The following is a 25894-nucleotide window of genomic DNA, read 5'->3' as shown; positions in this document are numbered from 1 at the left end:
ATGTTGATCGTCGTCGTGGAACCCAACCTGCTGGCTCACCGCGAGCGCTTCGAAGCCGCGCTGCCGCCGGGGGCCGAGGTGATCTGGAACGGCAGCATCGATGACCTGCGGGACGCCGACGTGTTCGTGGGCGGCCGGTTCACCGCCGAGATGGCGGCCGCGGCCGAGAAACTGCGCCTCGTGCACGTCGCGGGGGCCGGCACCGACAAGATCGACTTCTCCGCGTTGCAGCCAGAGACATTGGTGGCCAACACCTTCCACCATGAACGGTCCATCGCGGAGTATGTGCTCGCGGCTGCGGTGTTGCTGCGCCGCGACTTCCTGGCGCAGGACAGGGCACTGCGCCGAGGGATATGGGCCAGCTCGGTCTACGACTCCGACCTGCCGCAGTTGCCTGCCATCGGTGCGGCCCGCGTCGGTCTGGTCGGGTTCGGCCACATCGGCCGACGCGTCTGGGAATTGTTCCGGAGCCTCGGCTCGACCGGGGCCGCGGTGACCGGATCGGGGCGGGTCGACGCCGTGGCGAACGGCCTGTCCTGGGCGGGCGACACGGCCGCGCTGAACCGGCTCATGACGGAGTCCGATGTGGTCGTGGTGTCGGCGCCGCTCACCGCACAGACCGAAGGCATGATCGGCGCCGAGCAGCTTCGGGCACTGGGTGCCGATGGTGTGCTGATCAACGTCGGGCGCGGGCCCCTGGTGGCCGAGCGCGCGCTCTACGATGCGCTGCTGGAGGGCTCGATCAGGGCTGCCGCCATCGATGTCTGGTACCGCTACCCCGGCCCGGGCGGGCAGGGGGTGCCGAGTGAGCTGCCGTTCGGTGAACTGGCCAACGTGTTGATGACGCCGCATTCGTCGGGCGTCACCACCGACACGTTCGGCGGCCGGGCCGAGGAGATCGCCGCCAACATCGGCAGGCTCGATCGCGGTGAGCCACTGACTCACCAGTTGTAGTAGCCGCCCTCGGGGCCGAGCATGCGTTCGAGCCGGGCCCGGTTGATCCGGGCCAACTCGTTGCGGACCACCTTGCGTTCGGTCTCACGGTCGTTGTGCAACCGGTCGGTGATCCCGGCCAGGGCTCTTTGTGCGCAGCAGTCCTCGACGAACATCACGAAGCCGAACCCGAAGCGCTGGGTGTAGTGCTGCACCTCGGTGTTGAGCTGTGTCATCACGGTGGGATCGTCATCCCAGACCGAGCACTGCTCGCAGACCGACTTCGGGCTGCGCGGACGCCTGCCGATATGCGGATAGGCCTGCAGCGCGCGGTCGATGGAATCCTCACCGAGGCTGAACAGCAGGGCGTCGGCCTGCCGGAACAGCGAGTTGTGGTCGGCGAACGGGCGCCCGCCGGCCAGATCGGTCGCCAGCACCACGCTGTAGCAGCATTCGTACACAGCGTGCACCGCACGGCGCGTGGGCAATGCGTTGTACGCCTCAAGTCCCATGCCCTGATGCATCAACACCTGCTCAGCATGAGAGGCGCAGAGCACAGGGGAGTTACCCCGTGTTACGGCGAGGCTAACTCTCGGGGATCTAGTGGCCTTCGGCCTTGAACCGCTCGACCGAACGCTGCAACTCGGCCTCGGCCTCTTCGCGACCCACCCAGTCGGCGGTCTTGACGAACTTGCCCGGCTCCAGGTCCTTGTAGTGCACGAAGAAGTGCTTGATCGCGTCGAGCTCGAACTGCGACACGTCACCGAGGTCCTGGATGTGGTCCCAGCGCGGATCACCGGCAGGCACACACAGCAACTTGTCGTCGCCGCCGGCCTCGTCGGTCATCTTGAACATGGCGACCGGGCGGGCCTCGACGGTGCAACCGGGGAACACCGACTCGGGCAGCAGGACCAGCGCATCCAGCGGGTCGCCGTCTTCGCCGAGGGTGTCCTCGAAGAAGCCGTAATCGGCGGGGTAGCCCATCGGGGTGTAGAGGTAGCGGTCGAGCTTGACCCGGCCGGTCTCGTGGTCAACCTCGTACTTGTTGCGCGAACCCTTCGGGATCTCGATGACGACGTCGAACTTCACCGTCGTGGCTCCTTCGCATGTGCGGTCGGTCTTGGGTCGTCGGGCGACGACGCGGGTCAACCCTAATGGAGCGTTAGTCTGGCCTAAACGGGTGGCTCGTCCCCACCACCGGCAGAGCAGGAGAAATATGCGGCCCACACGGTGGCGGCAGTCCACCCATGTGGCGGTTGGCGTCGTGGTCCTGGTGCTGGTCGCCGCTGTCGTCGCGGTTGCCGCCGTGTTCACCGGGCACCGGTCCAGCGACGCCGAGGCGGCCCCGCCCGCACCCCCGCCGGCGACCGCCAGCCCGGGGGTTGTCCCGGTGGACATGTCCGCGCCGACACCGACCGTGAGTGGCCTGGCGTCCGCGTTGGCGCCGGCCCTGGCCAATCCAGACCTCGGCGAGGTGACCGGCCGGATCACCGACGCCGAAACCGGCGCCGAACTGTGGGAACAGAATTCCGGGGTGCCGATGCAGCCGGCCTCGGTCAACAAGGTGCTGACCACCGCGGCCGCTCTGCTCACGCTCGACCGCAATGCCCGGTTGGCCACCACGGTCCTGGCCGTGGATTCGCAGCCCGGTCTGGTGGTGCTCAAGGGCGGCGGCGACACCACGCTCTCGGCGGCGCCTGAGGACACCGACACCTGGTACAAGGGTGCGGCCCGGATCAGTGACCTGGCCGAGCAGGTGCGCAACACCGGCATGACCGTCACCGCGGTCCGGGTCGACACCAGCGCCTACAGCGGTCCGGCGATGGCGCCGGGCTGGGATCCGGCCGACATCGAAGGCGGTGACATCGCACCGATGGAACCGGTGATGCTCGACGGCGGGCGGATCCAGCCGACGACGGTGGAATCCAGGCGGTCGACCACGCCGGCCCTCGATGCGGGCCGCGCCCTGGCCACCGCGCTCAAGGTGGATCCCGCGTCGGTGACGGTGCTGGCCAGCGCGGTCCCGGGCGCCAGGCAGATCGCCGCGGTGCAGTCCGCGCCGCTGATCGAGCGGTTGCGCCAGATGATGAACGAGTCCGACAACGTGATGGCCGAGTCGATCGCCCGTGAGGTTGCCGCCCAACTGAACCGGTCGCAGAGCTTCGACGGCGGAGTCGACGCGGTGCTGAGCCAACTGAAGGGCATCGGCATCGACGTGTCGGCCGCCAGGCTGGTCGATTCCAGCGGCCTGTCGACCGAAGACCGGTTGACCGCGCGGATCCTCGACGATGTGGTCAACATCGCGGCGGGCAACACCGAACCGGCCGTCCGTCCGCTGGTGGACCTGCTGCCCATCGCCGGCGGCAGCGGCACGTTGTCCAACCGGTACCTCGACACCGATTCCGGGCGTGACGCCGCGGGCTGGCTGCGGGCCAAGACCGGATCGCTGACCGGCACCAATGCACTGGCCGGGATCGTCACCGACGACAGCGGGCGGGTACTGACATTTGCGCTGATCTCCAACGACGCCGGGCCGACCGGGCGCACCGCGATCGATGCGCTGGCCGCGGTGCTGCGGTCGTGCGGATGTGGCACGTGAGCGAGCGGGTCGCCGTCACCGCGGGACGCGCCGTCGACTGGGATTTCGCCGCGACGGTCGGGATGAAGCTGGCCAGGCCGGCCCCGCTGTCCACCGACTACACCCGCGACCAGGTGATCGAGCAGCTGTCGGAGAGTTCCAAGGCTGCCGAGCTGCCCGTTCGGGAGGTGACGGGCCTGATCGAGGGCGCCGTGGTGCCCGACGCCCGGGTGGTGGACCGGCCGGCCTGGATCCGCGCGGCCACCCGATCGATGCGGGTGATGACCACCGGCGCCCACCCTGGCGACGAAAGTGATACGCAGAAGCCGGGATTCATCACCGGCAAGGTGACCGGCGCGCAAACCGGCGCGGTGCTGGCCTTCATCTCCTCGGGCATTCTCGGCCAGTACGATCCGTTCGGTCCCGACGGCGGCGAGCTGTTGCTGGTGTATCCGAACGTGATCGCGGTGGAACGCCAGTTGCGGGTCACCCCAGCCGATTTCCGGCTCTGGGTGTGCCTGCACGAGGTCACCCACCGGGTGCAGTTCCGGGCCAACCCCTGGCTGACCGACCACATGTCGCAGGCGCTGGCCGTGCTCACGCAGGACGCCGGCGACGATGTCAACGAGATGGTGGGCCGGCTCGCCGAGTTCGTCCGCAACCAGCGCAACGGGTCCACGCCCGACCCGAACTCGTCCGGTGTGCTTGGGCTGATGCGCGCAGTTCAGGCCGAGCCGCAGCGCCGCGCGCTCGATCAGCTGTTGGTGCTGGGCACCCTGCTGGAAGGGCATGCCGATCATGTGATGGATGCCGTCGGTCCGGCGGTGGTTCCCACGGTCTCGACCATCCGGCGTCGCTTCGATGAACGCAGGCAGCGCAAGCAACCACCACTGCAGCGCGTGGTCCGCGCGCTACTGGGCTTCGACGCCAAGATCAGCCAGTACACCCGAGGCAAGGCGTTCGTCGACCATGTGGTGTCGAGGGTCGGGATGGCCCGGTTCAACACGATCTGGACGAGCCCCGACACCCTGCCGCAACCCGACGAGATCGACGAACCGCAACGATGGATCGAACGGGTGCTGTAGCCGCGCTGCGGCAAGCCGTGGCGGTCGCGGGGGAGCGAATCGACGGTGAGAGCTGGTGTGTGGCGCTCTCGGGTGGCCCGGACTCGGTGGCGCTTACCGCGGTCGCGGCGGCGCTGCGGCCCACCACCGCACTGATCGTCGACCATCGGCTGCAAGCCGGATCGGATACCGTCGCCGATGCGGCGCGCCGGCAGGCTCTGGAAATGGGATGCGTTGGGGCGCAGGTTCTTTCGGTTGAGGTGGGTCGCGCCGGTGGTCCGGAGGCGGCGGCACGTCGGGCCCGCTACGAGGCACTCGATTCGGCCCGCGACGGCGCGCCGGTACTGCTCGGCCATACGCTCGACGACCAGGCCGAGACGGTGCTGCTGGGACTCGGCCGCGGATCGGGCGCCCGCTCGATCGCGGGGATGCGTCCTCACGACCCGCCGTGGCACCGGCCTTTGCTGGGTGTGCGTCGCGCGCTGACACACGCGGTCTGCGACGAACTCGGCCTCCACCCGTGGCAGGACCCACACAATGCCGACCGCCGGTTCACCCGGGTTCGGCTGCGGCAGGAAGTGCTGCCGGTTTTGGAGGACGTGCTCGGCGGCGGGGTAGCCGAGGCGCTGGCTCGCACCGCGACGGCGCTGCGCGAGGATGTCGACACGCTCGACGCGATGGCCGCCGAAGCGTTGGCCGGGGCGCGTACCGAGGCCGGTTGTCTGGACACCGCTCGGTTGGCTCCGTTGCCCGATGCGTTGCGGCGCCGGGTGGTCCGGGCCTGGTTGCTGGCCGGCGGCGCGTGTGATCTGACCGACATCCAGATCCGCGGGGTGGATCGGCTGGTGACGGCTTGGCGCGGGCAGGGCGGTGTGGCCGTCGCGTCCGGGCTGCGCAAACAGCGGTTGTTCGCGGTACGGCGCGGCGGAGTGCTGACGATGCACACCGAACCGGTCTAGCGATCCGCGTTGGAATGCGGCCGCCTCGCATGGCACGCTGTTCGGTGTGGCTGTCGACTCTGCCGAGCTGTACGCGGGAGACATCAAATCGGTGCTGTTGTCCGAGGAGCAGATCCGGACCCGCACCGTCGAACTCGCCGAGATGATCGCCGAAGAGTATCGAGACAATCTGGGTAACGACGACCTGCTGTTGGTGACCGTGCTCAAGGGTGCGGTCATGTTCGTCACCGATCTCGCGCGCACGATCCCGCTGCCCACGCAGCTGGAGTTCATGGCGGTCAGCTCGTACGGCTCGTCCACCTCGTCCTCGGGTGTGGTGCGCATCCTCAAAGACCTCGACCGCGACATCAACGACCGCGACGTGCTGATCGTCGAGGACATCATCGACTCGGGGCTCACCCTGTCCTGGTTGCTGCGCAACCTGGCCACCCGCCACCCGCGTTCGCTGCGGGTCTGCACGCTGCTGCGCAAGCCCGAGGCCGTCAAGACCGAACTCGACGTCGCCTACGTCGGTTTCGACATTCCCAACGAGTTCGTCGTCGGCTACGGTCTGGACTTCGCCGAGCGCTACCGCGACCTGCCCTACATCGGCACCCTCGAACCGAAGGTGTACGAAATGCCGTGAGCCGGAGGCTTACAAAAGGCGGGTGTCCGGCGCAGAATCTTGAGGCATGGCTGATACCTGCACGGCCCTTCGGATCTGCCCCTTCTGCGAGGCCACCTGCGGCCTGACGCTCACGATCTCCGACGGTCGGGTGACCGGCGCGCGCGGCGACCACGACGACGTGTTCAGCGCGGGATTCATCTGCCCCAAAGGGGCCAGCTTCGGCGAACTCGACAACGATCCCGACCGGCTGTCACAGCCCCTGATCCGGCGAGACGGCGTGCTGCGCGAGGCCACCTGGGACGAGGCCTACGCCGTCGTCACCGAGCGCCTCGGCGCGGTGATCGCCGAGCACGGCGGCGCCTCGGTCGGGGTGTATCTCGGCAACCCGAATGCCCACACCATCGCCGGCAGCCTGTACGCGCCGCTGATCGTCAAGGGCCTGGGCACCCGTCAGGTGTTCAGCGCCAGCACGCTGGACCAGATGCCCAAGCACGTCGCGCTGGGCCTGATGTTCGGCAGCCCGGTCGCATTCACCGTGCCCGACCTCGACCGCACCGACTACCTGGTGGTCATCGGCGCCAATCCGATGGTGTCCAACGGCAGCCTGGCCACCGCCGCCGACTTCGGAGGCAAGCTGCGCGCGTTGCGTAAACGCGGCGGCCAGCTCGTCGTCATCGACCCGGCCCGCACCCAGACGGCCAAACTCGCCGACCGGCACCTCGCACCGCGGCCCGGCACCGACGCGGCACTGCTGTTCGCGCTGGTGCACGTGCTGTTCGAGGAGGAACTGGTCGACCTCGGGCGGCTCGGCGAGCACGTCACCGGTGTCGAGGAGGTCCGCACCCTGGCCGACGAGTTCTCACCCGAAGCGGTAGAGGCGGCATGCGGCGTGGATGCCGACGAGATCCGGGAACTGGCCCGCGAACTCGCTGCGGCCCCCACCGCCGCCGTCTACGGCCGGATCGGAACGTCGACGGTTGAGTTCGGGACCGTCGGCAGCTGGCTGGTCGATGTGATCAACGTGCTCACCGGCAACCTCGATCGCCCCGGCGGGGCGATGTTCGCACTCGGAGCCGCCGCACCCGCACCGCGCCCGCCGAAACCTGGACGCGGCTTCAAGACCGGGCGGTGGACCAGCCGAGTCTCGGGCTATCCCGAAGTGCTCTCCGAGCTGCCGGCCGCCGCCCTCGCCGAGGAGATCGACACCGCCGGTGCAGGACAGATCAAGGCGATGATCACCATCGCCGGCAACCCGGTGCTGTCCGCACCCGACGGCGACCGGCTGGACAAGGCGCTCGACCGCGTCGACTTCATGCTTTCTGTCGACCCGTACCTCAACGAGACCACCCGGCACGCCGACGTCATCCTGCCGCCGCCTCCGCCGTCGCGCAGCGCTCACTTCGACGTCGCACTCAACAACCTCGCGGTGCGCAACAACGCGCGGTACTCGTCGCCGGCCCTGCCGCTGGACGGACGGCCCGACGAGCCCGAGATCCTGTCCCGGCTCGCGCTGATTCTCTACGGTGTCGGGGCCGCCGGTGACCCCGCGCTCGTCGACGCCCAGGTGATCGCGACGACCTTGGCCAAGGAGATCGCCAACCCCGATTCGCCGGTGGCGGGACGGAACGCCGACGAGCTCACCGCCATGCTGTATGACGGCCCCGGCTATGAACGCCGCCTGGACCTGATGCTGCGGCTGGGCCCCTACGGCGACGCCTTCGGCGCGAAGCCCGACGGACTCACCATGGAGCGGTTGAAGGCCAACCCGCACGGCATCGACCTCGGACCGCTGCAGCCGAGGATCCCCGAGATCCTGCGAACCCCAAGCGGGCGAATCGAACTCGCGCCGGAACCGATCGTCGCCGATGTGGCACGACTGCGCGACGCACTCGACCGCGCGGCCGGCGGGTTCTTGCTGATCGGGCGGCGCCACCTGCGGTCCAACAACAGCTGGATGCACAACCTGCCGGCGTTGTCGGGCGGCTCCAACCAGTGCACGCTGCAGATCCATCCCGACGATGCCGCCGATCTGGGGCTCACCGACATCGCGGTGGTCAAGGGACCCGGCGGCGAACTGCTGGCCCCGATCGAGGTGAACGACGGCATGCGACGCGGCGTGGTCTCGCTACCCCACGGCTGGGGTCATGACCGCGAGGGCACCGGGCAGCGGCTGGCGGCCCGCCGCCCCGGCACCAACGTCAACCAACTCAACGACGGCACGCATCTGGATCCGCTGTCGGGCACCGCGGTGCTCAACGGCATTCCCGTCGACATCGCGCCGGCTGGCTGAGGCCGGCCGCGGTCTCGTCGTTGACTTTGAGCTGAGGCCGGATTTTTGCGGGTAGCGGTGTGCGTGGTTTCAAAGTCAATGGGAACCCCGCTGCGGTTAGGTCAGCTCCCAGACCACCGTGACCGAGAAGTCCACGGTCTGCTGACCGGGCTCCAACGGGACGGCCTGCATCGTCGCCCGCGGCATCGGTGTAGGCGAGGGTGGGGTCGAGCCGCCGGACTGCTCGGAAATCGAGATCACCTTGCCCAGGTGCAGCCCGGACAACCCGGCGTACTGCTCGGCGCGGTTCTTGGCATCGTCGAAAGCGCGGGTGCGGGCGTCGCGCACCAGGTCCGAGTCGTCTTCGATCGAGTAGTCGACCGAGTTGATGCGGGTGGCGTCGCCTCCGGTGCTCGCGATCAACGCCAGGGTTTGCGAAGCCTTGGCGGTGTCGCGGATCTTGACCTTGATGGCATTGCTGGCCCGGTAGCCCGAGATGGTGTTGTCGGTGAACTGCGGCTGCACGCTGACCTGCGTGGTGCTGATGTCTTTGCGGTCGACACCCGATCCGACCACCGCGTCGATCACGGCCTGCTGCCGTTGGCTGGACTGATTGAGCGCACCCGAGACGTCCGGGGCGGTGAACTCCATGGCCACATCGGCGGTCAAGGTGTCCGGCACGCCCTGGACCTGGCCGGATCCGACCACGGTCACCTCGCGGGCGCCGTCGGGCGCGCTCCCGGCGGGACCGGAGGTGGTGTCGCACGCGCTGGCGCTGACGGCGATCAATCCCGCCGCGGCAACGCCGAGGACCCGCAATTTCGCATTCCCAGCGATCGGCATGACCGCACCCTACCGGGACATCACGGTGTCACCAGGACTTTGCAGTGCCGATCCGGCGAGGCGAGTTCGTCGAACGCGGAGGCCACGCCGGCCAGGCCCACGGTCCCGGTGATCATCGGTGCCACGTCGATGTCGCCCTCGGCGATCGCACGCAGCGAGTTCGCGAATTCGCCCGGGTCGTAGCCGAAGACGAACTGGATGTTGATCTGTTTGGTGATCGCATAGAACGGGTGCACGGTGTCGGGTTGCATGCACACCCCGGCCACCACCAACCGGACGCCCGCGGGTGCACGGCGCAGCACGTCGTCGATGATCCCGGGGGCGCCGACCGCCTCGAACACCACCGCGGGTTGGCACTGATGGAACGGAGAATCCACGGCCGGATCCAGTGTGGTGTGGGCGCCCATGGTCGCGGCCAGTTCGCGCCGGGTGGCCGAGAAGTCCGACGCCACAATGGTTTCCACGCCACGTAGTTTCAGGGCGGCGATGATGGCGATGCCGACGGGTCCGCAGCCCACGACGAGTGCAGCCTCGCCCGGTTCGATGCGCGACGCGTTGACCGCGTGCAGGCCGACGGCCATCGGTTCGGTGAGCGCGGCGTGCTCGGCGCTCAGCCCGTTGGGCACCGGCAGCAGCAACGGTGCCGAGAGCAGCATCTTCTCGGCGTAGCCGCCGACCGCGGTGTTGCTGTACACGATCGGTGCGATCCCGTCGGCCGAGATCAGCACCGGGACCGAGGTCACCAGGGTCCCGGCGGCGGGGGCTTCGGTTCCCGGTCCGGCGTCGAGGATCTCGGCGCTGAACTCGTGGCCCATGTAGACGTCACCAGCCAGGTCGATGTCCATGTCGGGCACGCCCTCCATATCGGCGCCGGCCGCCAGCATGTCCGCACCGTGGCTGGCGAAATGGAGGTCGGACCCGCAGATCCCGCAGGCTTTCACCTCCACCAGAACCTGCCCCGGACCGGGCACCGGTTCGGGCACGTCGTCGCGGACGATCATGCGTCCCTCGCGCAGGACCGCGGCGCGCATCAGCCCTTTCCCTCGGTGGAGTCTTCGGTGGTGGCTTCGGTGATGGCGTTGACGATCGCCTGACCGGCCCGGCCCAGCAGTTGATCCCGCATGCCTTTGGCCCATTCGTGTGAGGCCCGAGCCGCAGTGAGTTGCCCCTTGAAATGCGGGATCACCTCGCGGGCGAACAGTTCATAGGAATGGAAGGTGGCGGCCGGTGACGCCCAGTCGTGGCCCAGGAGTAGCAGGGTGCCGAATCCGCCGGAGCGGTCCAGCAGATCCTGAATATATGCGATCGCGTCGGCCGTGGTGCCGATGCAGCAATTGCCCTTGGAGGCATAGTTTTCCACGAATTCGTATGCGGAGCCGGTGTCCTCGGTCTTCTCCGACAGCGGCACGAATCCGGCGGCGCCGAAGTAGTTGGCGAAATCCTGCAGGCCGTAGGTGCAGTCCTCGATCGCCTGTTCGCGTGTGTCGGCGAGGTGGATGACGCCCAGCACTCGCCAGTTCTTCCGGTCCGGTTCTTCCCGGCCGGATTTGGCGGCCTGATCACGGACGGTGTCCCAGGTGGTCTCGATCGCCGCGTAGCCGCCGGGCACCGACATCGACAGCGACAGCAACGAGGTGCCCAACGCCCCGGCCAAGCGCGGTCCGGACGGGGAAACCATTGCCGCGGTCGAGATCTCGGGATACGGCCAGGTGTAGGGGCGGATGTGCAGTGCGGCGTCGCGCAGGGTGAACCAGTCGGTCTTGCGGTCGATCCGCTCGTCGGGGGCGGCGCGGAACAGGGCCAGGATCGCCTCGAGGGACTCCTGCATCATCGGCCGCTGGTCCACCGGGTCGATGCCCATCATGTAGGCATCCGAGGGCAGCGCGCCCGGTCCGGTACCGAACATCACCCGACCGCGGGTGAGGTGGTCGAGCAGCACCCACCGGTCGGCCACCATGAGCGGGTGGTGATACGGCAGCGACACCACACCGGTGCCCAGCCGGATGTGTCTGGTCCGTTCGGCCGCGGCGGCGATGAACACCTCCGGGCAGGCGATGAGTTCGTAACCGCCCGAATGATGTTCGCCGAACCAGGCCTCGTCATAACCCAGCCGGTCCAGCGCCTCCACCCGATCCATGTCGTATTGCAGTGCGGTGGTGGGTGATTGGCCGACCGGATGGAACGGCGTGATGAAAACGCCGAAGTTCAATGGATTCACTTGAGCCCTCCCAGGAATTCGAGCAGTGCCGCATTCACCTCGTCGCGCCGCTCCTGCTGCAACCAGTGCCCGGCGCCCTCGATCAGGATTTCGCGGTAGTCGCCGGTGACCACGTCGCGCACCCGGTCGCGCGGGGTGAAGCCCAGCACCGGGTCTGCGGTGCCGGCCAGGAACAGGGTGGGCACGGTGATCGTCGGCGCGGGAGTGCTCTCGGTCAGCTCCCAGTTCCGGTCGAAGTTGCGATACCAGTTCAGCGGCCCGGTGAACCCGGTCTCGGTGAATGCCCGCACGTAGTGCTCGAACTCGTCGGCGCTGATCCAGTCCGGCAGCGGGGGCAAGGGCCGGTCGGCCAGGGTGTCGAGCGGTTCGCCGATACCCTGCATCCCGAGCGAGCGACGCAGCGACTCCCGCACGTCGGCGCCGAGTTCCTCGTCGGCCACCCCGGGCTCCTGGAAGTGCAGGATGTAGAAGTAGTTGTCACCGAAGATCCTGCGCCAGATCTGCGTGGGCGGTGCGGGTGCCCGCGGGATCGGTGCCACGCTCAAGGCTGCCACCGCGCGGACCCGCTCGGGGAAGAACAACGGGAAGTTGGTGACGACGGGGGAGCCCCAGTCGTGGCCGACGAGCACTGCCTTGTCGGCGCCGACATCGTCGAGCAACCCCGCGATGTCGGCGGTCAACTCCACGATGGTGTAGGCCTCGATATCCGGCGGTCTCGACGAACCACCGTATCCGCGCTGGTCAGGGGCGAGTACGTGGTAACCGGCCGCCGCCAGGGCCGGAATCTGGTGGCGCCACGAATAGGCCAGCTCGGGAAAACCGTGGGCCAGCACCACCACCGGATTTCCGCGTTCACCCGCCTCGGTCACCTTCAATGTCACGCCGTTGGTATCGACTAACCGTTCGGTTGGTGTGAGCACGATCTCACCCAAGCACAGCGGTCCGCCGTCGGCTAGATACCGTCGGGAACTGCTGGACGTTGGTCTAGCGGTAGCCTTGAATGTCTCAACTGCGCACGTTGGAAGGACCGGGCCGAACTCGGCCGAGTGATCGATGAACCGCAAAAATGTGATCCGTACGCTGACCGTGATCGCGGTCGTGCTGTTGCTGGGCTGGTCGTTTTTCTATTTCAGCGACGACACCCGTGGCTACAAACCCGTCGACACCTCGGTGGCGGTGGCGCAGATCAGCGCCGACAACGTCAACAGCGCCCAGATCGACGACCGCGAACAGCAGCTGCGTCTCGATCTGAAGAGCGGCAAGGAAGAGACCGAGAACTCCGACAAGGTCATCACGAAGTTCCCGACCGGTTATGCCCTCAAGCTGGCCGATCAGTTGGACGCCAAGAACATCAAGTTCGGCACCACCGTCAACCAGGGCAGCTTCCTCGGTTCGATGTTGATCTACATGCTGCCGCTGCTGTTGCTGGTGGCGCTGTTCGTGATGTTCTCCCGGATGCAGGGCGGCGGCCGGATGGGCTTCGGCTTCGGCAAGTCCAAGGCCAAGCAGCTGGGCAAGGACATGCCCAAGACCACGTTCGCCGACGTCGCCGGTGTCGACGAGGCGGTCGAAGAGCTCTACGAGATCAAAGACTTCCTGCAGAACCCCAGCCGGTATCAGGCCCTGGGCGCCAAGATCCCCAAGGGCGTGCTGCTGTACGGCCCGCCCGGAACCGGTAAGACCCTGCTGGCCCGCGCCGTCGCCGGCGAGGCCGGGGTGCCGTTCTTCACGATTTCCGGCTCGGACTTCGTCGAGATGTTCGTCGGTGTCGGCGCCTCCCGCGTCCGCGACATGTTCGAGCAGGCCAAGGCCAACAGCCCGTGCATCATCTTCGTCGACGAGATCGACGCCGTCGGCCGCCAGCGCGGCGCAGGCATGGGCGGCGGCCACGACGAGCGTGAGCAGACGCTGAACCAGCTGCTCGTCGAGATGGACGGCTTCGGCGACCGCCAGGGCGTCATCCTCATCGCCGCCACCAACCGGCCCGACATCCTCGACCCGGCGCTGCTGCGCCCGGGCCGGTTCGACCGCCAGATCCCGGTGTCCAACCCCGACCTGGCCGGCCGTCGTGCGGTGCTCAAGGTGCACTCGGCGGGCAAGCCGATCGCCCCCGACGCCGACCTGGACGGGCTGGCCAAGCGCACCGTCGGCATGTCCGGCGCCGACCTGGCCAACGTCATCAACGAGGCCGCGCTGCTCACCGCCCGCGAGAACGGCACCGTGGTCACCAGCGCGGCGCTGGAAGAGGCCGTCGACCGGGTTGTGGGTGGCCCGCGCCGCAAGGGCCGCATCATCAGCGAGCAGGAAAAGAAGATCACCGCCTACCACGAGGGCGGGCACACCCTGGCCGCGTGGGCGATGCCCGACATCGAGCCGATCTACAAGGTGACGATCCTGGCCCGCGGCCGTACGGGCGGGCATGCCGTCGCGGTGCCCGAGGACGACAAGGGCCTGATGACCCGCTCGGAGATGATCGCCCGGCTGGTCTTCGCCATGGGTGGCCGCGCCGCCGAGGAACTGGTCTTCCGCGAGCCCACCACGGGTGCGGTGTCCGACATCGAGCAGGCCACCAAGATCGCCCGCGCCATGGTCACCGAGTACGGCATGAGCTCCAAGCTGGGCGCCGTGCGCTACGGCACCGAACACGGCGACCCGTTCCTGGGCCGCACCATGGGCACCCAGGCCGACTTCGGTCACGAGGTGGCCCGAGACATCGACGACGAGGTGCGCAAGCTCATCGAGGCCGCGCACACCGAGGCGTGGGAGATCCTCACCGAATACCGCGACGTGCTGGACACGTTGGCCGGCGAGCTCCTGGAGAAGGAGACGCTGCACCGGGCCGAGCTGGAGGCCATCTTCGGTGACGTGAAGAAGCGTCCCCGGCTGACCATGTTCGACGACTTCGGCGGCCGGGTGCCGTCGGACAAGCCGCCGATCAAGACACCGGGCGAGATCGCCATCGAGCGTGGCGAGCCGTGGCCGCCGCCGGTACCGGAGCCCGCGTTCAAGGCCGCCATCGCCGCTGCCAGTGCCGAAGCCGAGCGCGCAGCCAAGGAGACCAACGGTGCCGGGACCAACGGCGCGCCCCCGAACGGTTCGAACCAGAACGGCACGACCCAGCCCGACTACGGCGCACCGGCAGGTTGGCACGCCCCGGGCTGGCCGCCCGCGCCGTCGCAGCCGGGATACCAGCCCCCGCCCCAGCAACAGCAGGGCTACTGGTACCCGCCGCCGCATCCGTCGGGATGGCAGCAGCCCCAGCCGTACCCGTATCAGCCTTATCCACATCCCGGCCAGCCGAATCCGAGCGGCGAGGCAGGTAAGGACGGCGGTAGTGAGAACGCCGACCGGTCCAACCCCCCGGCCCACGGCTGATCGGAAGAACGGAGGCTTTGATGTCGCAGTCGCTGCGCGAGCATCACAACAACACCGATACGGCCGCGCGGGTTTTCGACCAGCCGCGGGCCGAGGCGGCAGTGCGTGAGCTGCTCATCGCCATCGGTGAGGACCCTGAACGCCAGGGGCTGCTCGACACCCCGGCCCGCGTAGCGCGTGCGTACAAGGAGCTGATGGCCGGTCTGTACACCGATCCGGACGCGGTGCTCAACACCACCTTCGACGAAGAGCACGACGAGCTCGTGCTGGTCAAAGAAATCCCGATGTACTCCACCTGTGAGCATCACCTGGTGTCGTTCCACGGGGTGGCCCATGTCGGATACATCCCAGGGGTCGACGGCCGGGTGACGGGTCTGTCGAAGATCGCCCGCCTGGTGGACCTGTACTCGAAGCGCCCGCAGGTGCAGGAACGTCTGACCGCCCAGATCGCCGATGCGCTCATGCGCAAGCTCGATCCCCGCGGGGCCATCGTGGTGATCGAGGCCGAGCACCTCTGCATGGCCATGCGCGGAGTCCGTAAACCCGGGGCGGTCACCACCACCTCCGCGGTGCGCGGGCAGTTCAAGACCGACAAGGCATCCCGGGCCGAGGCGCTGGAACTTATCCTGCGGAAGTGAACCCCACCCTGGTGCAGGTCATGGGAGTTGTGAACGTCACCGACGACTCCTTCTCCGACGGTGGCAGGTTCGTCGACCGCGAACGCGCCATCGACCACGGGTTGGCGCTCGCCGCAGCGGGGGCCGCGATCGTCGACGTGGGCGGCGAATCGACGCGCCCCGGGGCGGTGCGCATCGACCCCGCGGTGGAGGCGGCCCGCGTCGCTCCGGTGATCGAAGCGCTTGCCTCCCAAGGCATCACGGTCAGCATCGACACCATGCACGCCGATGTGGCGAAGGTGGCCCTGGACAGCGGGGCGCAGATCGTCAACGACGTGTCCGGTGGTCTGGCCGATCCGAACATGGCGCCCTTGCTCGCCGACGCCAAAGTGCCGTGGATTCTGATGCACTGGCGATCGGTCAGCGCAGAGCATCCCCACCGTGCGCCGAGTTACGGCGACGTGGTGGCCGAGGTGCGGGACGAACTGCTCGGTGCCGTCGACGCCGCGGTCGCCGCGGGTGTCGAAGCATCGCGGCTGATCATCGACCCGGGTCTGGGATTTGCCAAGACCGCCCAGGACAATTGGGCCCTGCTGCATGCGCTGCCCGAGTTCGTCGCCACCGGGATCCCGGTGTTGGTGGGTGCCTCACGCAAGCGATTTCTCGGTGCGCTGCTGGCCGGCGCGGACGGCACGCCGCGGCCCCCGGACGGCCGGGAGACCGCAACCGCCGCGATCTCGATGCTGGCCGCCCAACACGGAGCCTGGGGAGTTCGGGTGCACGATGTGCTGGCCTCCGTCGACGCACTCGCCGTGCTGGAAGCCTGGGAATCTGGAGGTCGGATTGGCTGATCGAATTGAGTTGCGCGGCTTGCGAGTTCGTGGCAACCACGGTGTGTTCGACCATGAGCGCCGCGACGGCCAGGAGTTCGTCGTCGACATCACGGCGTGGTTGGACCTGCGCCGGGCGGCGGCCACCGACGATCTGGCCGACACGCTCGATTACGGCGCGCTGGCAGCGCGTGCCGCGCAGATCGTCGCGGGCCCGCCGCGCAATTTGATCGAGACGGTCTCGGCAGAGATCGCCGACGCCATCATGGTCGATGAACGCCTGCACGCCGTCGAGGTCGTCGTACACAAGCCCAGCGCTCCGATTCCGCTGACCTTCGACGATGTGGCGGTGGTGGCCAGGCGATCGCGCCGCGGGCGTGCGGAGCGAAACAGCGACAGCGGTGGTGCGCCATGACGTCCACCGTCTTGTCGATCGGGTCCAACATCGGCGACCGGTTGGCGCGGCTGCAGTCGGTGGTCGACGGCCTCGGGGCCGCGGTGCGCGCGGTGTCGCCGGTGTTCGAGACCGATGCCTGGGGCGGGGTCGAGCAGGCACCTTTCCTGAATGCGGTGCTGATCGCCGACGACCCGGGCCTCGACTGTCACGGCTGGTTGCGCCGCGGCCAGCGACTCGAGCAGGAGGCAGAACGCGTCCGCGAGCGGAAATGGGGCCCGCGCACCCTCGACGTCGACCTGGTCACCTGCCATGACGGCGGCGTCGAGGTGCTTTCGCGTGACGAGGACCTGACCTTGCCGCACCCGCTGGCTCACCTGCGCGCGTTCGTCCTGATCCCGTGGCTGGCGGTGGACCCCGATGCGACGTTGACAGTGGTCGGCAGAACCCGGCGGGTGGCGCACCTGCTGGAAGAGATCGACCCGGTCGAACGGGCCGGCGTGCGGCGCACCGACGCGACCCTCGATTTCGGCACCCAACCGGCGGCGGACTGATGGGCCCAACCCGCAAGCGCGACCTGGCCGGCACCGTCGTGGTCGTCGCTGTCATCGGCTATGTGCTGATCGGGGTGCTCTACCGGTGGTTCCCGCCGCTGACGCTCTGGACCGGGCTCTCACTGCTCGCGGTCGCGCTCGCCGAGGCGGGCTGGGCGTTCTACGTGCGCGCCAAGATCACCGACGGGCAGATCGGGGTCGGTGCGGGCCGGTTGCACCCGCTCACGGTGGCCCGGTCGGTCGTGATCGCCAAGGCCTCGGCCTGGGTCGGCGCCATCGTGGCCGGCTGGTGGATCGGGGTACTGGTGTACCTGCTGCCCCGGCGCGGCGAACTGCGCGTGGCCGGTGAGGACACCCCCGGCGCAATCGTGGCCGCGCTCAGCGCCCTGGCGCTGGCGGCTGCGGCGGTGTGGCTGCAGCATTGCTGCAAGTCGCCCGAGGAACCGCCCGACAACGGGGACACAGCGCCTGAGTGACGGATTAGCTGCGGTAGTTGGCCGAATCGCCGCGGCGGTCGCCAGGCTAGATGAGCTGTGCCAGGTACAGTCGGCCCATGACCGTTCTGCCCCGCGGTGGTCGGCCACGGCGCGGCGGCCGAAGGCCGGGCTGGCTGCTCTTAACGGTATTGCTGGTGCTTGCCATTCTGGCCAGCTCCGCATTGGTGTTCACCGATCGCGTCGAGTTGCTGAAGCTCGCCGTCATCCTGGCTCTGTGGGCTGCCGTGGTGGCCGCCTTCGTTTCCGTCATCTACCGGCGCCAGAGTGACCTGGACCAGGCCAAGGCCCGGGATCTGAAGTTCGTCTACGACCTACAGCTGGATCGCGAGATCTCGGCGCGGCGGGAGTACGAGCTGACCGTCGAGACCCAGCTGCGCCGCGAGCTGGCCTCCGAGTTGCGTGCCCAGGCCGCCGACGAGGTGGCCGCACTGCGCTCCGAGCTGGCTGCACTGCGGGCGAACCTGGAGATCTTGTTCGACACCGACCTGGTGCACCGCCCCGCCATCGAGACCGACAAGAGTGCGGTGCGTACCGCGGGCCGGGTGACCGCCAGCCGGCTGGATGTGCCGCCCGTCGAGGTCACCGACATCCGGTCATCGCGGACCGAGGAAAGCCCGATCATCGACGTACCGGCCGAGCCGCACCCGCCCGAGAACGACTGGGCCACCTCGGGTGGAGCGCATCGCCTGCCGTCGCGGCCGATGCCCGCCGGTGAACCGCCGCGTCGGCGACGGCGCCAGCAGGAGCCCGCACGCCAGCAGCAGGACGGCCCGCGCCAGCCGGAGCCCAAGCCTGCCCCGCGGCCCGAGCCTGCTCCGCGGCCCGAGCCGCAACCCATGTCCCGGCCGGAGCCGGCGCCGCGGCCTGAGCCTCGTCCGGAACCGCAACCACAACCCGTGCCTCGCCCGGAACCGCAACCCCGGCCCGAGCAACCGGCTGCGAGCAGGTCACCCGAGCCGCCGTCCACCTGGGCGCCGCCCCCACCGCCGCCGGCCATGCCGCCGATGCAGCCCTCACCCACCATCGAAGCCACCGAACCCGAGCCCCCGAGCCCGCCGGCCGCCGAGCCCGCGGCACCGGGTTGGCAACCGGCCCCCGCCGAGGGCCAGTGGATTCCCGCCGGCGCTCCCGGCAGCAACTGGTCTGCGCCTGCGCCGCCGCAGAACGGCGCCGCGACCGAGTACGTCGGCAGGCGCCGCGCCCCGGAGACACCACCGGCGGCACCCGCCGCGCCGGCGAGCGAACCGGCACCTGAACCCACGCCGGCTCCGGCGATGTCGGCAGGTCAGGCCCCCGAGCCGCCCCGGGGCCGTCACTCCGCGGCAGCTGAGGTCGTTGATCCGGGCGCGTCGGCGTCGCCTCCGGCCTCTCCGGCGCTGGCCACCGAATCATCACAACCGCCTGAGCCGCCCCGGCGGGCGTCACGGCACCGCAGCGATGCGGAGTCCGAGCCGCAAAACGGGCATCACGCCGACGGGCAGTCGGTGAGCGAGCTGCTGGCACGGTTCCAGTCCACCCGGACTGAAGGCGGGCGTCGCAGGCGTCGCGAGGAGTGAGCTAGTCTCGTGACGACCGTCCGGTACCCGCAACGCGGGACTGGAACGACTGAAACCTATTCAACCTGTGAGGTCTCCTGCGATGGAGCAACCCCCTGCAAATGGGTGGTCCCCTCCTGAGGGATTACGCCCGGCCAGGCTCAGCGTCGGCATCATCTCGGCCGGCCGGGTGGGCACTGCGCTGGGCTATGCCCTGGAACGCGTCGAGCATGTGGTGGTGGCGTGCAGCGCGATCTCCGGGGAGTCGCGGCTGCGGGCCGCACGCCGGCTGCCCGAGACGACGATCCTGCCGGTCCCCGACGTGGCCCAGCGGGCCGAGCTGCTGTTGCTGACGGTTCCGGACGCCGAGTTGCCGTCGTTGGTGTCGGGGTTGGCGGCCACCGGTGTGGTGCGGCCGGGCACGATCGTGGTGCACACTTCCGGGGCCAACGGGGTGGCGGTGCTGGCGCCGTTGACCGAGCTGGGCTGTATTCCGCTGGCCATCCATCCTGCGATGACGTTCACCGGCTCAGACGAGGACATCACCCGGTTACCCGATGCGTGCTTCGGCGTCACCGCGGCCGACGAAGTCGGTTACGCGATCGGGCAGTCACTCGTGCTGGAAATCGGCGGCGAGCCGTTCCGGGTGCCCGAGCATGCGCGGACGCGGTATCATGCGGCGCTGGCCCATGCCAGCAACCACCTGGTCACGCTGGTGCTCGATGCCGTCGACACGCTGCGGGCGTCCTTGCGCGGCCAGGAACTGCTCGGCCAGGAACTCGTCGGCGATGCACCCGGCGGTCTGCCCGAACGGGTGGTGGGTCCGCTGGCCCGGGCCGCGCTGGAGAACGCGCTGCAGCGCGGCCAGGCCGCGTTGACCGGACCGGTGGCACGCGGTGACGCGGCCGCGGTGGCGGCGCATCTGAACTCCCTGCAGGCATTGGATTCTCAACTGGCCCAGGCATATCGGGCCGACTCACTGCGTACCGCCCAACGTGCCCACGCGGCCATGGACGTCTTTGACGTGCTCTCAGACACAGGTCCGGAAACCAGCCCCGAAACGAGTCAAGGATGACGACAAGCAACCTTCCCAAGTTCGTCGCCGGCGAACTGAACGTCTACTCGGCACCGGCCGACGTCGCAGCGGTCACCCGGGCCCTGCGTACCAGCGGCCGCCGCGTCACGCTCGTGCCCACCATGGGTGCGCTGCACGAAGGTCACCTGACGCTGATCCGCGCGGCCAAGCGCGTTCCCGGCGCGGTCGTGGTGGTGTCGATATTCGTCAACCCGCTGCAGTTCGGTGCGGGGGAGGACCTCGACGCCTACCCGCGAACCCTCGATGAGGATCTGGCCGCGCTGCGCGCCGAAGGCGTCGAGATAGCCTTCACGCCAACCGGTTCGGCAATGTACCCGGACGGGCCGCGGACCAGCGTGCAACCGGGCCCGGCCGGGGGTGAGCTGGAAGGGGCCTCCCGTCCCGGCCATTTCGCGGGTGTGCTGACAGTCGTGCTCAAGCTGCTGCAGATCGTCCGGCCGGACCGGGCGTTCTTCGGTGAGAAGGACTATCAGCAGCTGGCCCTGATCAGGCAGATGGTCGCCGATCTCAACATCGACGTGCAGATCGTCGGAGTGCCCATCGTCCGCGAATCCGACGGTCTGGCGATGTCGTCGCGCAACCGTTACCTCGACGCCGACGAGCGTGAGCAGGCCGGAGCATTGTCGGCAGCCCTGCTGGCCGGTAGGTACGCCGCCGCCGGCGGGGCGCCGGCCGCCGTCGACGCGGCCCGCGCCGTGCTTGACGAGGTACCCGCCATCGACGTCGACTACCTGGAAGTACGCGACCCGATGCTGGGGGCGGCCCCGAGTGAAGGTCAGGCCCGGCTGCTGGTGGCCGCCCGGCTGGGCCGAACCCGACTGCTGGACAACATTTCCGTAGACATCGGAGCGTCCGCCGGAATCGACGGGCACCCCCGCGTCGGCGACGGCGACAATCACGAACTGCCCTGGAGGAACTGATGCAGCGCACCATGCTGAAATCCAAGATTCACCGCGCCACGGTCACACAGGCCGACCTGCACTATGTGGGCTCGGTGACCATCGACGCCGATCTGATGGAGGCCGCCGACCTGCTCGAAGGTGAGCAGGTGACGATCGTCGACATCGACAACGGTGCCCGGCTGGTGACATACGCCATCACCGGCGAGCGTGGCACCGGGGTGATCGGGATCAACGGCGCCGCAGCACATCTCATTCACCCAGGCGATCTGGTCATCTTGATCGCCTACGGAGTCATGGAAGACGCCGAGGCCCGCGAGTACCGGCCCCGGATCGTGTTCGTCGATTCCGACAACAAGCAGATCGACCTCGGTGAGCACAGTCACGACCCCGCCTACGTCCCCGAGGACGCATCCGAACTGATGTCGCCGCGCTGATGCTGCTCGCCATCGATGTCCGCAACACCCACACCATCGTCGGGCTGCTCTCCGGTTCGGGAGATCACGCGAAGGTGGTGCAGCAGTGGCGGATCCGGACCGAAGCCGAGGTGACCGCCGACGAGCTGGCGCTCACCATCGACGGCCTGATCGGTGATGACTCCGAGCGGCTCACCGGGGCCGCCGGTTTGTCCACGGTGCCCTCGGTGCTGCACGAGGTGCGGTTGATGCTCGAGCAGTACTGGCCCGCGGTGCCGCATGTACTGATCGAGCCCGGGGTCCGGACCGGCATACCGCTGTTGGTGGACAACCCGAAGGAAGTCGGCGCCGACCGCATCGTGAATTGCCTTGCCGCCTACCACAAGTACGGCACCGCCGCGATCATCGTCGACTTCGGCTCGTCGATCTGTGTCGACGTGGTGTCGGCCAAGGGCGAGTTCCTCGGCGGGGCCATCGCACCCGGCGTGCAGGTGTCCTCGGACGCCGCGGCCGCCCGCTCGGCCGCACTGCGCCGCGTCGAGCTGACCCGCCCGCGTTCGGTGATCGGCAAGAACACCGTCGAATGCATGCAGGCCGGTGCGGTGTTCGGGTTCGCCGGGCTGGTCGACGGGCTGGTCAACCGGATCCGCGAGGACGTCGACGGGTTCTCCGGCAGCGATGTCGCGGTGGTGGCGACCGGCTACACCGCCCCGCTGGTGCTGCCGGATCTGCGGACCGTCGAGCACTACGACCGCCATCTCACCCTCGACGGACTGCGCCTGGTGTTCGAACGCAACCGCGACAGCCAGCGGGGAAGGCTCAAGCCGGCCAGGTGATCAGAAGAATGTCCGTACCAGTGCGGTGACCCGATTCTCGTCATCGAGCACCGGGATCAGCGGCCATTTGTCGAATGTGGTGCACGGGTGCGAGATGCCGAACGGCAGCCACGATCCGACCGGCGCGTCATCGGCGGCGGCCAATTGCAGATATGCGTGCTGGTCGTTGAGTTCGACCACGCGAGCACCGGGCAGGCTCAGCGGCAGCGGGAGCCCGGTGTCGAAGGATACGTCTCGACGGCCCATCGTCACCAGGGCCAACTCCGGTTCGGGTCGCGACACCACCTGCGCCCACACCTGCAGCGCAGGCCGTAGCGGCAGTGGTGAGGTACGCGCGTACAGCCCGTGGTCATGCGTCAGATAGCACCCGCTGCGCAGGATCGTCCGCACCGTCATCCGGGCGGGCCAGTCACCGGCAAGCTCGTCGGCGACCGCGTCGGGATAGGTGCTGCCCCCGGCCGTGACGATCACGGTGTCGGTCTCGAACAACCCGGCCAGTCGCCCCGTCGTGGCGCGCAGGCCGCGCAGATACGCCCGCACCCGGGCGACAGCGTCGGCGCTGACGTCCTGGCTGACCGAGGCCTCATAGCCGGCGACGCCCACCAACCGCAGGCGGGGGCTGGCCGCCGCGGCCCGGGCCACGTCATCGACCTCGGCGTCCGTGCGGCATCCCGTGCGCCCGTCCGGCATCCCGACCTCGACGCACACGTCGAGCCGTCGTTGTGCCCCGGCCAGACCGGTGGTCATGAGTTCCACCCCGGCCACCGAATCCACCCAGCAGACCACGTGGAAGTCCGGGTCGGCGTCGATTTCGGCGGCCAGCCAGGCCAGTCCGGCGAGGTCGACGACCTCGTTGGCCAGCAGGACCCGATCCACGCCGAATGCCCGGTAGACCCGGACCTGACTGACGGTGGCCGCGGTGACGGCAGTCGCGCCCACCCGGAATTGGCGGGCCAACAGCTGCGGGGCCATATGGGTCTTGCCGTGCGGTGCCAGTTCGACCGCGCGGTCCGCGCACCACTTCGACATGGTTGTGAGGTTGTGCACAAGCGCGGATTCCCGAAGGACGCAAACCGGACCGGACGGCCCGTCGTCGAAGAATGCCGGACGCAGTGAGCTGACCTGGGCCGCAGTCCGTCCCCACCAGGACGCGGGAAGGCCCTTGAACCGCCAGTCCAGCGGCTCGTCGTCGAGGGCGGCCAGACGGTCGGCGTGAAGTTGCGCGGTCATGTGTTCATTTAAGCTGGCATTTTGTGAGCCCAGCCGATCGCGACGACGCGTCCCAGTCCCAGGCCGACCTTCCCGAACAGTTCCGGATTCGTCAGGCCAAGCGGGAGCGGCTGCTGGCAGAGGGCCGCGAGCCCTACCCGGTGACCGTGCCGCGTACGCATACGTTGGCCGAACTGCGAACCGCATATCCGGAACTGGCAGCTGACACCCAGACCGGCCAGGTCGTCGGTGTCTCCGGTCGGGTGGTGTTCGCCCGGAATTCCGGCAAGTTGTGCTTCGCGACGCTGCAGGAGGGTGACGGCACGCAGCTGCAGGCGATGATCAGCCTGGCCCAGGTGGGGCAGGAGTCGCTGGATGCGTGGAAGGCCGACGTCGATCTGGGCGACATCGTGTTCGTGCACGGCGAGGTGATCAGCTCCAAGCGCGGCGAGCTCTCGGTGCTCGCCGACTCCTGGCAGATGGCCGCCAAGGCGTTGCGGCCCCTCCCGGTTGCTCACAAGGAGATGAGCGAAGAGGCCCGCGTGCGCCAGCGCTATGTCGATCTCATCGTGCGCCCGGACGCGCGCAACATCGCGCGGCAGCGAGTCGCGGTGGTACGGGCGGTGCGTTCGGCGTTGGAACGGCGGGGCTTCCTCGAGGTCGAGACGCCGATGCTGCAGACGTTGGCCGGCGGGGCGGCGGCCCGGCCGTTCATCACCCACTCCAATGCGCTCGATGTCGATCTCTACTTGAGGATTGCGCCGGAACTGTTCCTGAAACGCTGTATCGTCGGCGGTTTTGACCGGGTTTTCGAGTTGAATCGGAACTTTCGCAACGAAGGTGTCGATTCCACCCACTCGCCGGAATTCTCGATGTTGGAGACATATCAGGCCTACGGTGACTACAACGATTCTGCGGTAGTCACGCGGGAACTTATTCAAGAGGTTGCCGACGAGGCCATCGGCACCCGTCAGGTGCCATTGCCTGATGGCACTATCTACGATCTCGACGGGCAATGGGACACATTGGAAATGTATCCCTCACTGTCGGAAGCGCTGGGTGCGGAGATCACACCCGACACATCTGTTGAGTACTTGTGGCGTATTGCCGACGGGCTCGAGCTTGAGATTCCACGTGACCGTGGCTACGGGCACGGAAAATTGGTCGAGGAACTCTGGGAACACACCGTAGGGGAGAAGCTGTGGGCCCCTACGTTCGTACGCGACTTCCCGGTGGAGACATCGCCGCTGACCCGGGCTCACCGCAGCATCCCCGGGGTGACCGAGAAATGGGATCTCTACGTGCGGCGTTTCGAACTGGCCACCGGCTATTCCGAACTCGTCGACCCGGTGATCCAGCGGCAACGGTTCGAAGCCCAGGCCCGCGCCGCGGCCGCCGGTGACGACGAGGCAATGGTTCTCGACGACGATTTTCTCGCCGCATTGGAGTATGCGATGCCACCCACAACGGGCACCGGAATGGGTATCGATCGCTTGTTGATGGCGCTGACGGGCCTGTCTATTCGGGAGACGGTTTTGTTCCCGATTGTTCGCCGGCAGACTAACTGAGGCAGAGTACCGATCCGCTGCGATCGTCTCGCTGTTGGAAATATGTGCGTTTCTGTGGCACATTAGGGCGCGGGTGCAGGATACTCAGGCGTAGTCATCAATGCGTATGCAGAAGGGTTCGGTGCGGGGTAATGGCGAAAAAAGTGACCGTCACGTTGGTCGACGATTTCGACGGTGAGGCCACCGCCGATGAGACGGTCGAATTCGGCCTCGACGGCGTCACGTATGAGATCGACCTTTCGTCTAAGAATGCCACCAAGCTCCGTAACGATCTGAAGCAGTGGGTGGAGGCCGGACGCCGAGTCGGCGGACGCCGGCGCGGACGCGCAGCGGGCCCGGCCCGTGGCCGCGGCGCGATCGATCGTGAGCAGAGTGCCGCCATCCGCGAATGGGCCCGCCGCAACGGGCACAACGTGTCCACCCGCGGGCGGATCCCCGCGGACGTCATCGACGCCTTCCACGCCGCAACATAAACGACCGCAACTTGACCGACAGTTGCCAGCTCCGGACCGGTGAGATTTCCCGGTCCGGAGTTTTTCGCTAGTGGCGAACCCGTTGGGCCCGGAATTCGGAAACGATTCGCCGACCGGCGGCGTT

General features: G+C 68.2%; 26 protein-coding genes. 19 read left to right on the top strand and 7 right to left on the bottom strand.

Translation table 11 applies throughout. The annotated features are described in order from the left end of the window. Complete coding sequence (locus BKG60_RS00365; RefSeq protein ID WP_070185427.1) at positions 1–954, top strand: 2-hydroxyacid dehydrogenase; 954 nt, start codon at positions 1–3, stop codon at positions 952–954. Here the strand turns inward: BKG60_RS00365 and BKG60_RS00360 are convergent. Beyond that, positions 942–1457, bottom strand: coding sequence for a 2-oxo-4-hydroxy-4-carboxy-5-ureidoimidazoline decarboxylase (locus tag BKG60_RS00360; protein ID WP_075909014.1), 516 nt, complete (start codon positions 1455–1457; stop codon positions 942–944). The two genes, BKG60_RS00365 and BKG60_RS00360, sit on opposite strands and share 13 nt — an antisense overlap. Before the next feature lie 76 nt (positions 1458–1533). Further along, on the bottom strand, positions 1534–2022 hold the full coding sequence (locus tag BKG60_RS00355) for an inorganic diphosphatase (protein WP_054603540.1): 489 nt from the start codon (positions 2020–2022) through the stop codon (positions 1534–1536). Between the two features lie 127 nt (positions 2023–2149). Here BKG60_RS00355 and dacB point away from each other — a divergent pair, with 127 nt between their 5' ends. The 5 genes from dacB to BKG60_RS00330 are packed head-to-tail and all read left to right on the top strand — an operon-like array spanning position 2150 to position 8431. After that, positions 2150–3532, top strand: a complete 1383-nt coding sequence (dacB, locus tag BKG60_RS00350; RefSeq protein WP_070185428.1) for a D-alanyl-D-alanine carboxypeptidase/D-alanyl-D-alanine endopeptidase — start codon at positions 2150–2152, stop codon at positions 3530–3532. Beyond that, the gene (locus BKG60_RS00345) at positions 3520–4596 is read left to right on the top strand and encodes a zinc-dependent metalloprotease (RefSeq protein WP_070185429.1); all 1077 of its coding nucleotides are present in this window, start codon (positions 3520–3522) and stop codon (positions 4594–4596) included. Before dacB ends, BKG60_RS00345 begins: the two co-directional genes overlap by 13 nt. Beyond that, positions 4575–5534, top strand: a complete 960-nt coding sequence (gene tilS, locus BKG60_RS00340; protein ID WP_070185430.1) for a tRNA lysidine(34) synthetase TilS — start codon at positions 4575–4577, stop codon at positions 5532–5534. Before BKG60_RS00345 ends, tilS begins: the two co-directional genes overlap by 22 nt. Before the next feature lie 46 nt (positions 5535–5580). Continuing rightward, positions 5581–6159, top strand: coding sequence for a hypoxanthine phosphoribosyltransferase (gene hpt / locus BKG60_RS00335; protein WP_070185431.1), 579 nt, complete (start codon positions 5581–5583; stop codon positions 6157–6159). Positions 6160–6205: 46 nt separating this feature from the next. Continuing rightward, positions 6206–8431, top strand: a complete 2226-nt coding sequence (locus BKG60_RS00330; RefSeq protein WP_070185432.1) for a molybdopterin-dependent oxidoreductase — start codon at positions 6206–6208, stop codon at positions 8429–8431. 96 nt (positions 8432–8527) lie between these two features. Here the strand turns inward: BKG60_RS00330 and BKG60_RS00325 are convergent, their stop codons facing one another. The 4 genes from BKG60_RS00325 to BKG60_RS00310 are packed head-to-tail and all read right to left on the bottom strand — an operon-like array spanning position 8528 to position 12391. Then, positions 8528–9253 carry an SIMPL domain-containing protein gene (locus BKG60_RS00325; RefSeq protein WP_070185433.1) on the bottom strand — a complete coding sequence of 242 codons (726 nt, stop codon included), beginning with the start codon at positions 9251–9253 and terminating at the stop codon, positions 8528–8530. Between the two features lie 20 nt (positions 9254–9273). Next, a complete protein-coding gene (locus BKG60_RS00320) occupies positions 9274–10284 on the bottom strand; it encodes a zinc-binding dehydrogenase (RefSeq protein ID WP_070185434.1) in 1011 nt (336 codons plus the stop codon). Then, on the bottom strand, positions 10284–11471 hold the full coding sequence (locus BKG60_RS00315) for an LLM class flavin-dependent oxidoreductase (RefSeq protein WP_075908986.1): 1188 nt from the start codon (positions 11469–11471) through the stop codon (positions 10284–10286). The genes BKG60_RS00320 and BKG60_RS00315 overlap by 1 nt, the downstream gene beginning before the upstream one ends. Beyond that, the gene (locus tag BKG60_RS00310; RefSeq protein ID WP_207553854.1) at positions 11468–12391 is read right to left on the bottom strand and encodes an alpha/beta fold hydrolase; all 924 of its coding nucleotides are present in this window, start codon (positions 12389–12391) and stop codon (positions 11468–11470) included. Before BKG60_RS00310 ends, BKG60_RS00315 begins: the two co-directional genes overlap by 4 nt. A gap of 133 nt (positions 12392–12524) precedes the next feature. Between BKG60_RS00310 and ftsH the strand changes: the two genes are divergently transcribed. The 11 genes from ftsH (at position 12525) to BKG60_RS00255 (ending at position 22520) form a co-directional block, all read left to right on the top strand. Beyond that, a complete protein-coding gene (gene ftsH, locus BKG60_RS00305) occupies positions 12525–14846 on the top strand; it encodes an ATP-dependent zinc metalloprotease FtsH (RefSeq protein ID WP_075908985.1) in 2322 nt (773 codons plus the stop codon). A gap of 20 nt (positions 14847–14866) precedes the next feature. Further along, on the top strand, positions 14867–15484 hold the full coding sequence (gene folE, locus BKG60_RS00300) for a GTP cyclohydrolase I FolE (protein ID WP_070185437.1): 618 nt from the start codon (positions 14867–14869) through the stop codon (positions 15482–15484). After that, a complete protein-coding gene (gene folP, locus BKG60_RS00295) occupies positions 15481–16314 on the top strand; it encodes a dihydropteroate synthase (RefSeq protein WP_242671523.1) in 834 nt (277 codons plus the stop codon). Before folE ends, folP begins: the two co-directional genes overlap by 4 nt. After that, the gene (folB, locus tag BKG60_RS00290) at positions 16307–16708 is read left to right on the top strand and encodes a dihydroneopterin aldolase (protein ID WP_075908984.1); all 402 of its coding nucleotides are present in this window, start codon (positions 16307–16309) and stop codon (positions 16706–16708) included. The genes folP and folB overlap by 8 nt, the downstream gene beginning before the upstream one ends. Then, the gene (gene folK, locus BKG60_RS00285) at positions 16705–17241 is read left to right on the top strand and encodes a 2-amino-4-hydroxy-6-hydroxymethyldihydropteridine diphosphokinase (RefSeq protein WP_070185439.1); all 537 of its coding nucleotides are present in this window, start codon (positions 16705–16707) and stop codon (positions 17239–17241) included. The genes folB and folK overlap by 4 nt, the downstream gene beginning before the upstream one ends. Further along, on the top strand, positions 17241–17717 hold the full coding sequence (locus BKG60_RS00280; RefSeq protein ID WP_075908983.1) for a DUF3180 domain-containing protein: 477 nt from the start codon (positions 17241–17243) through the stop codon (positions 17715–17717). The genes folK and BKG60_RS00280 overlap by 1 nt, the downstream gene beginning before the upstream one ends. Before the next feature lie 77 nt (positions 17718–17794). Continuing rightward, positions 17795–19294, top strand: a complete 1500-nt coding sequence (locus BKG60_RS00275; RefSeq protein WP_207553853.1) for a DUF6779 domain-containing protein — start codon at positions 17795–17797, stop codon at positions 19292–19294. An 82-nt stretch (positions 19295–19376) separates the two neighbouring features. After that, positions 19377–20348, top strand: a complete 972-nt coding sequence (locus BKG60_RS00270; RefSeq protein WP_075908981.1) for a Rossmann-like and DUF2520 domain-containing protein — start codon at positions 19377–19379, stop codon at positions 20346–20348. Further along, a complete protein-coding gene (gene panC / locus BKG60_RS00265) occupies positions 20345–21289 on the top strand; it encodes a pantoate--beta-alanine ligase (protein WP_075908980.1) in 945 nt (314 codons plus the stop codon). The genes BKG60_RS00270 and panC overlap by 4 nt, the downstream gene beginning before the upstream one ends. Continuing rightward, positions 21289–21705 carry an aspartate 1-decarboxylase gene (gene panD / locus BKG60_RS00260; protein WP_070943878.1) on the top strand — a complete coding sequence of 139 codons (417 nt, stop codon included), beginning with the start codon at positions 21289–21291 and terminating at the stop codon, positions 21703–21705. The genes panC and panD overlap by 1 nt, the downstream gene beginning before the upstream one ends. Continuing rightward, positions 21705–22520, top strand: a complete 816-nt coding sequence (locus BKG60_RS00255) for a type III pantothenate kinase (protein ID WP_070187730.1) — start codon at positions 21705–21707, stop codon at positions 22518–22520. Before panD ends, BKG60_RS00255 begins: the two co-directional genes overlap by 1 nt. On the opposite strand, the gene BKG60_RS00250 is transcribed toward BKG60_RS00255, so the two are convergent. Continuing rightward, positions 22521–23750 (bottom strand): alanine racemase, encoded by a 1230-nt coding sequence (locus BKG60_RS00250; protein WP_075908979.1) that lies wholly within the window; start codon positions 23748–23750, stop codon positions 22521–22523. Positions 23751–23773: 23 nt separating this feature from the next. Between BKG60_RS00250 and lysS the strand changes: the two genes are divergently transcribed. Together lysS and lsr2 are read left to right on the top strand one after the other, a co-directional pair. Next, entirely contained in the window at positions 23774–25297 is a 1524-nt protein-coding gene (lysS, locus tag BKG60_RS00245) for a lysine--tRNA ligase (RefSeq protein ID WP_075908978.1), read from the top strand. Between the two features lie 131 nt (positions 25298–25428). Beyond that, on the top strand, positions 25429–25770 hold the full coding sequence (gene lsr2, locus BKG60_RS00240) for a histone-like nucleoid-structuring protein Lsr2 (RefSeq protein ID WP_036442478.1): 342 nt from the start codon (positions 25429–25431) through the stop codon (positions 25768–25770). Positions 25771–25894: the final 124 nt, after the last annotated feature.

The organism is Mycobacterium syngnathidarum, from assembly GCF_001942625.1.
GTDB classification, from domain to species: domain Bacteria; phylum Actinomycetota; class Actinomycetes; order Mycobacteriales; family Mycobacteriaceae; genus Mycobacterium; species Mycobacterium syngnathidarum.
The sequence above is the reverse complement of the archived record's forward strand: the minus strand, read 5'-3'. Positions and strand labels throughout refer to the sequence as shown.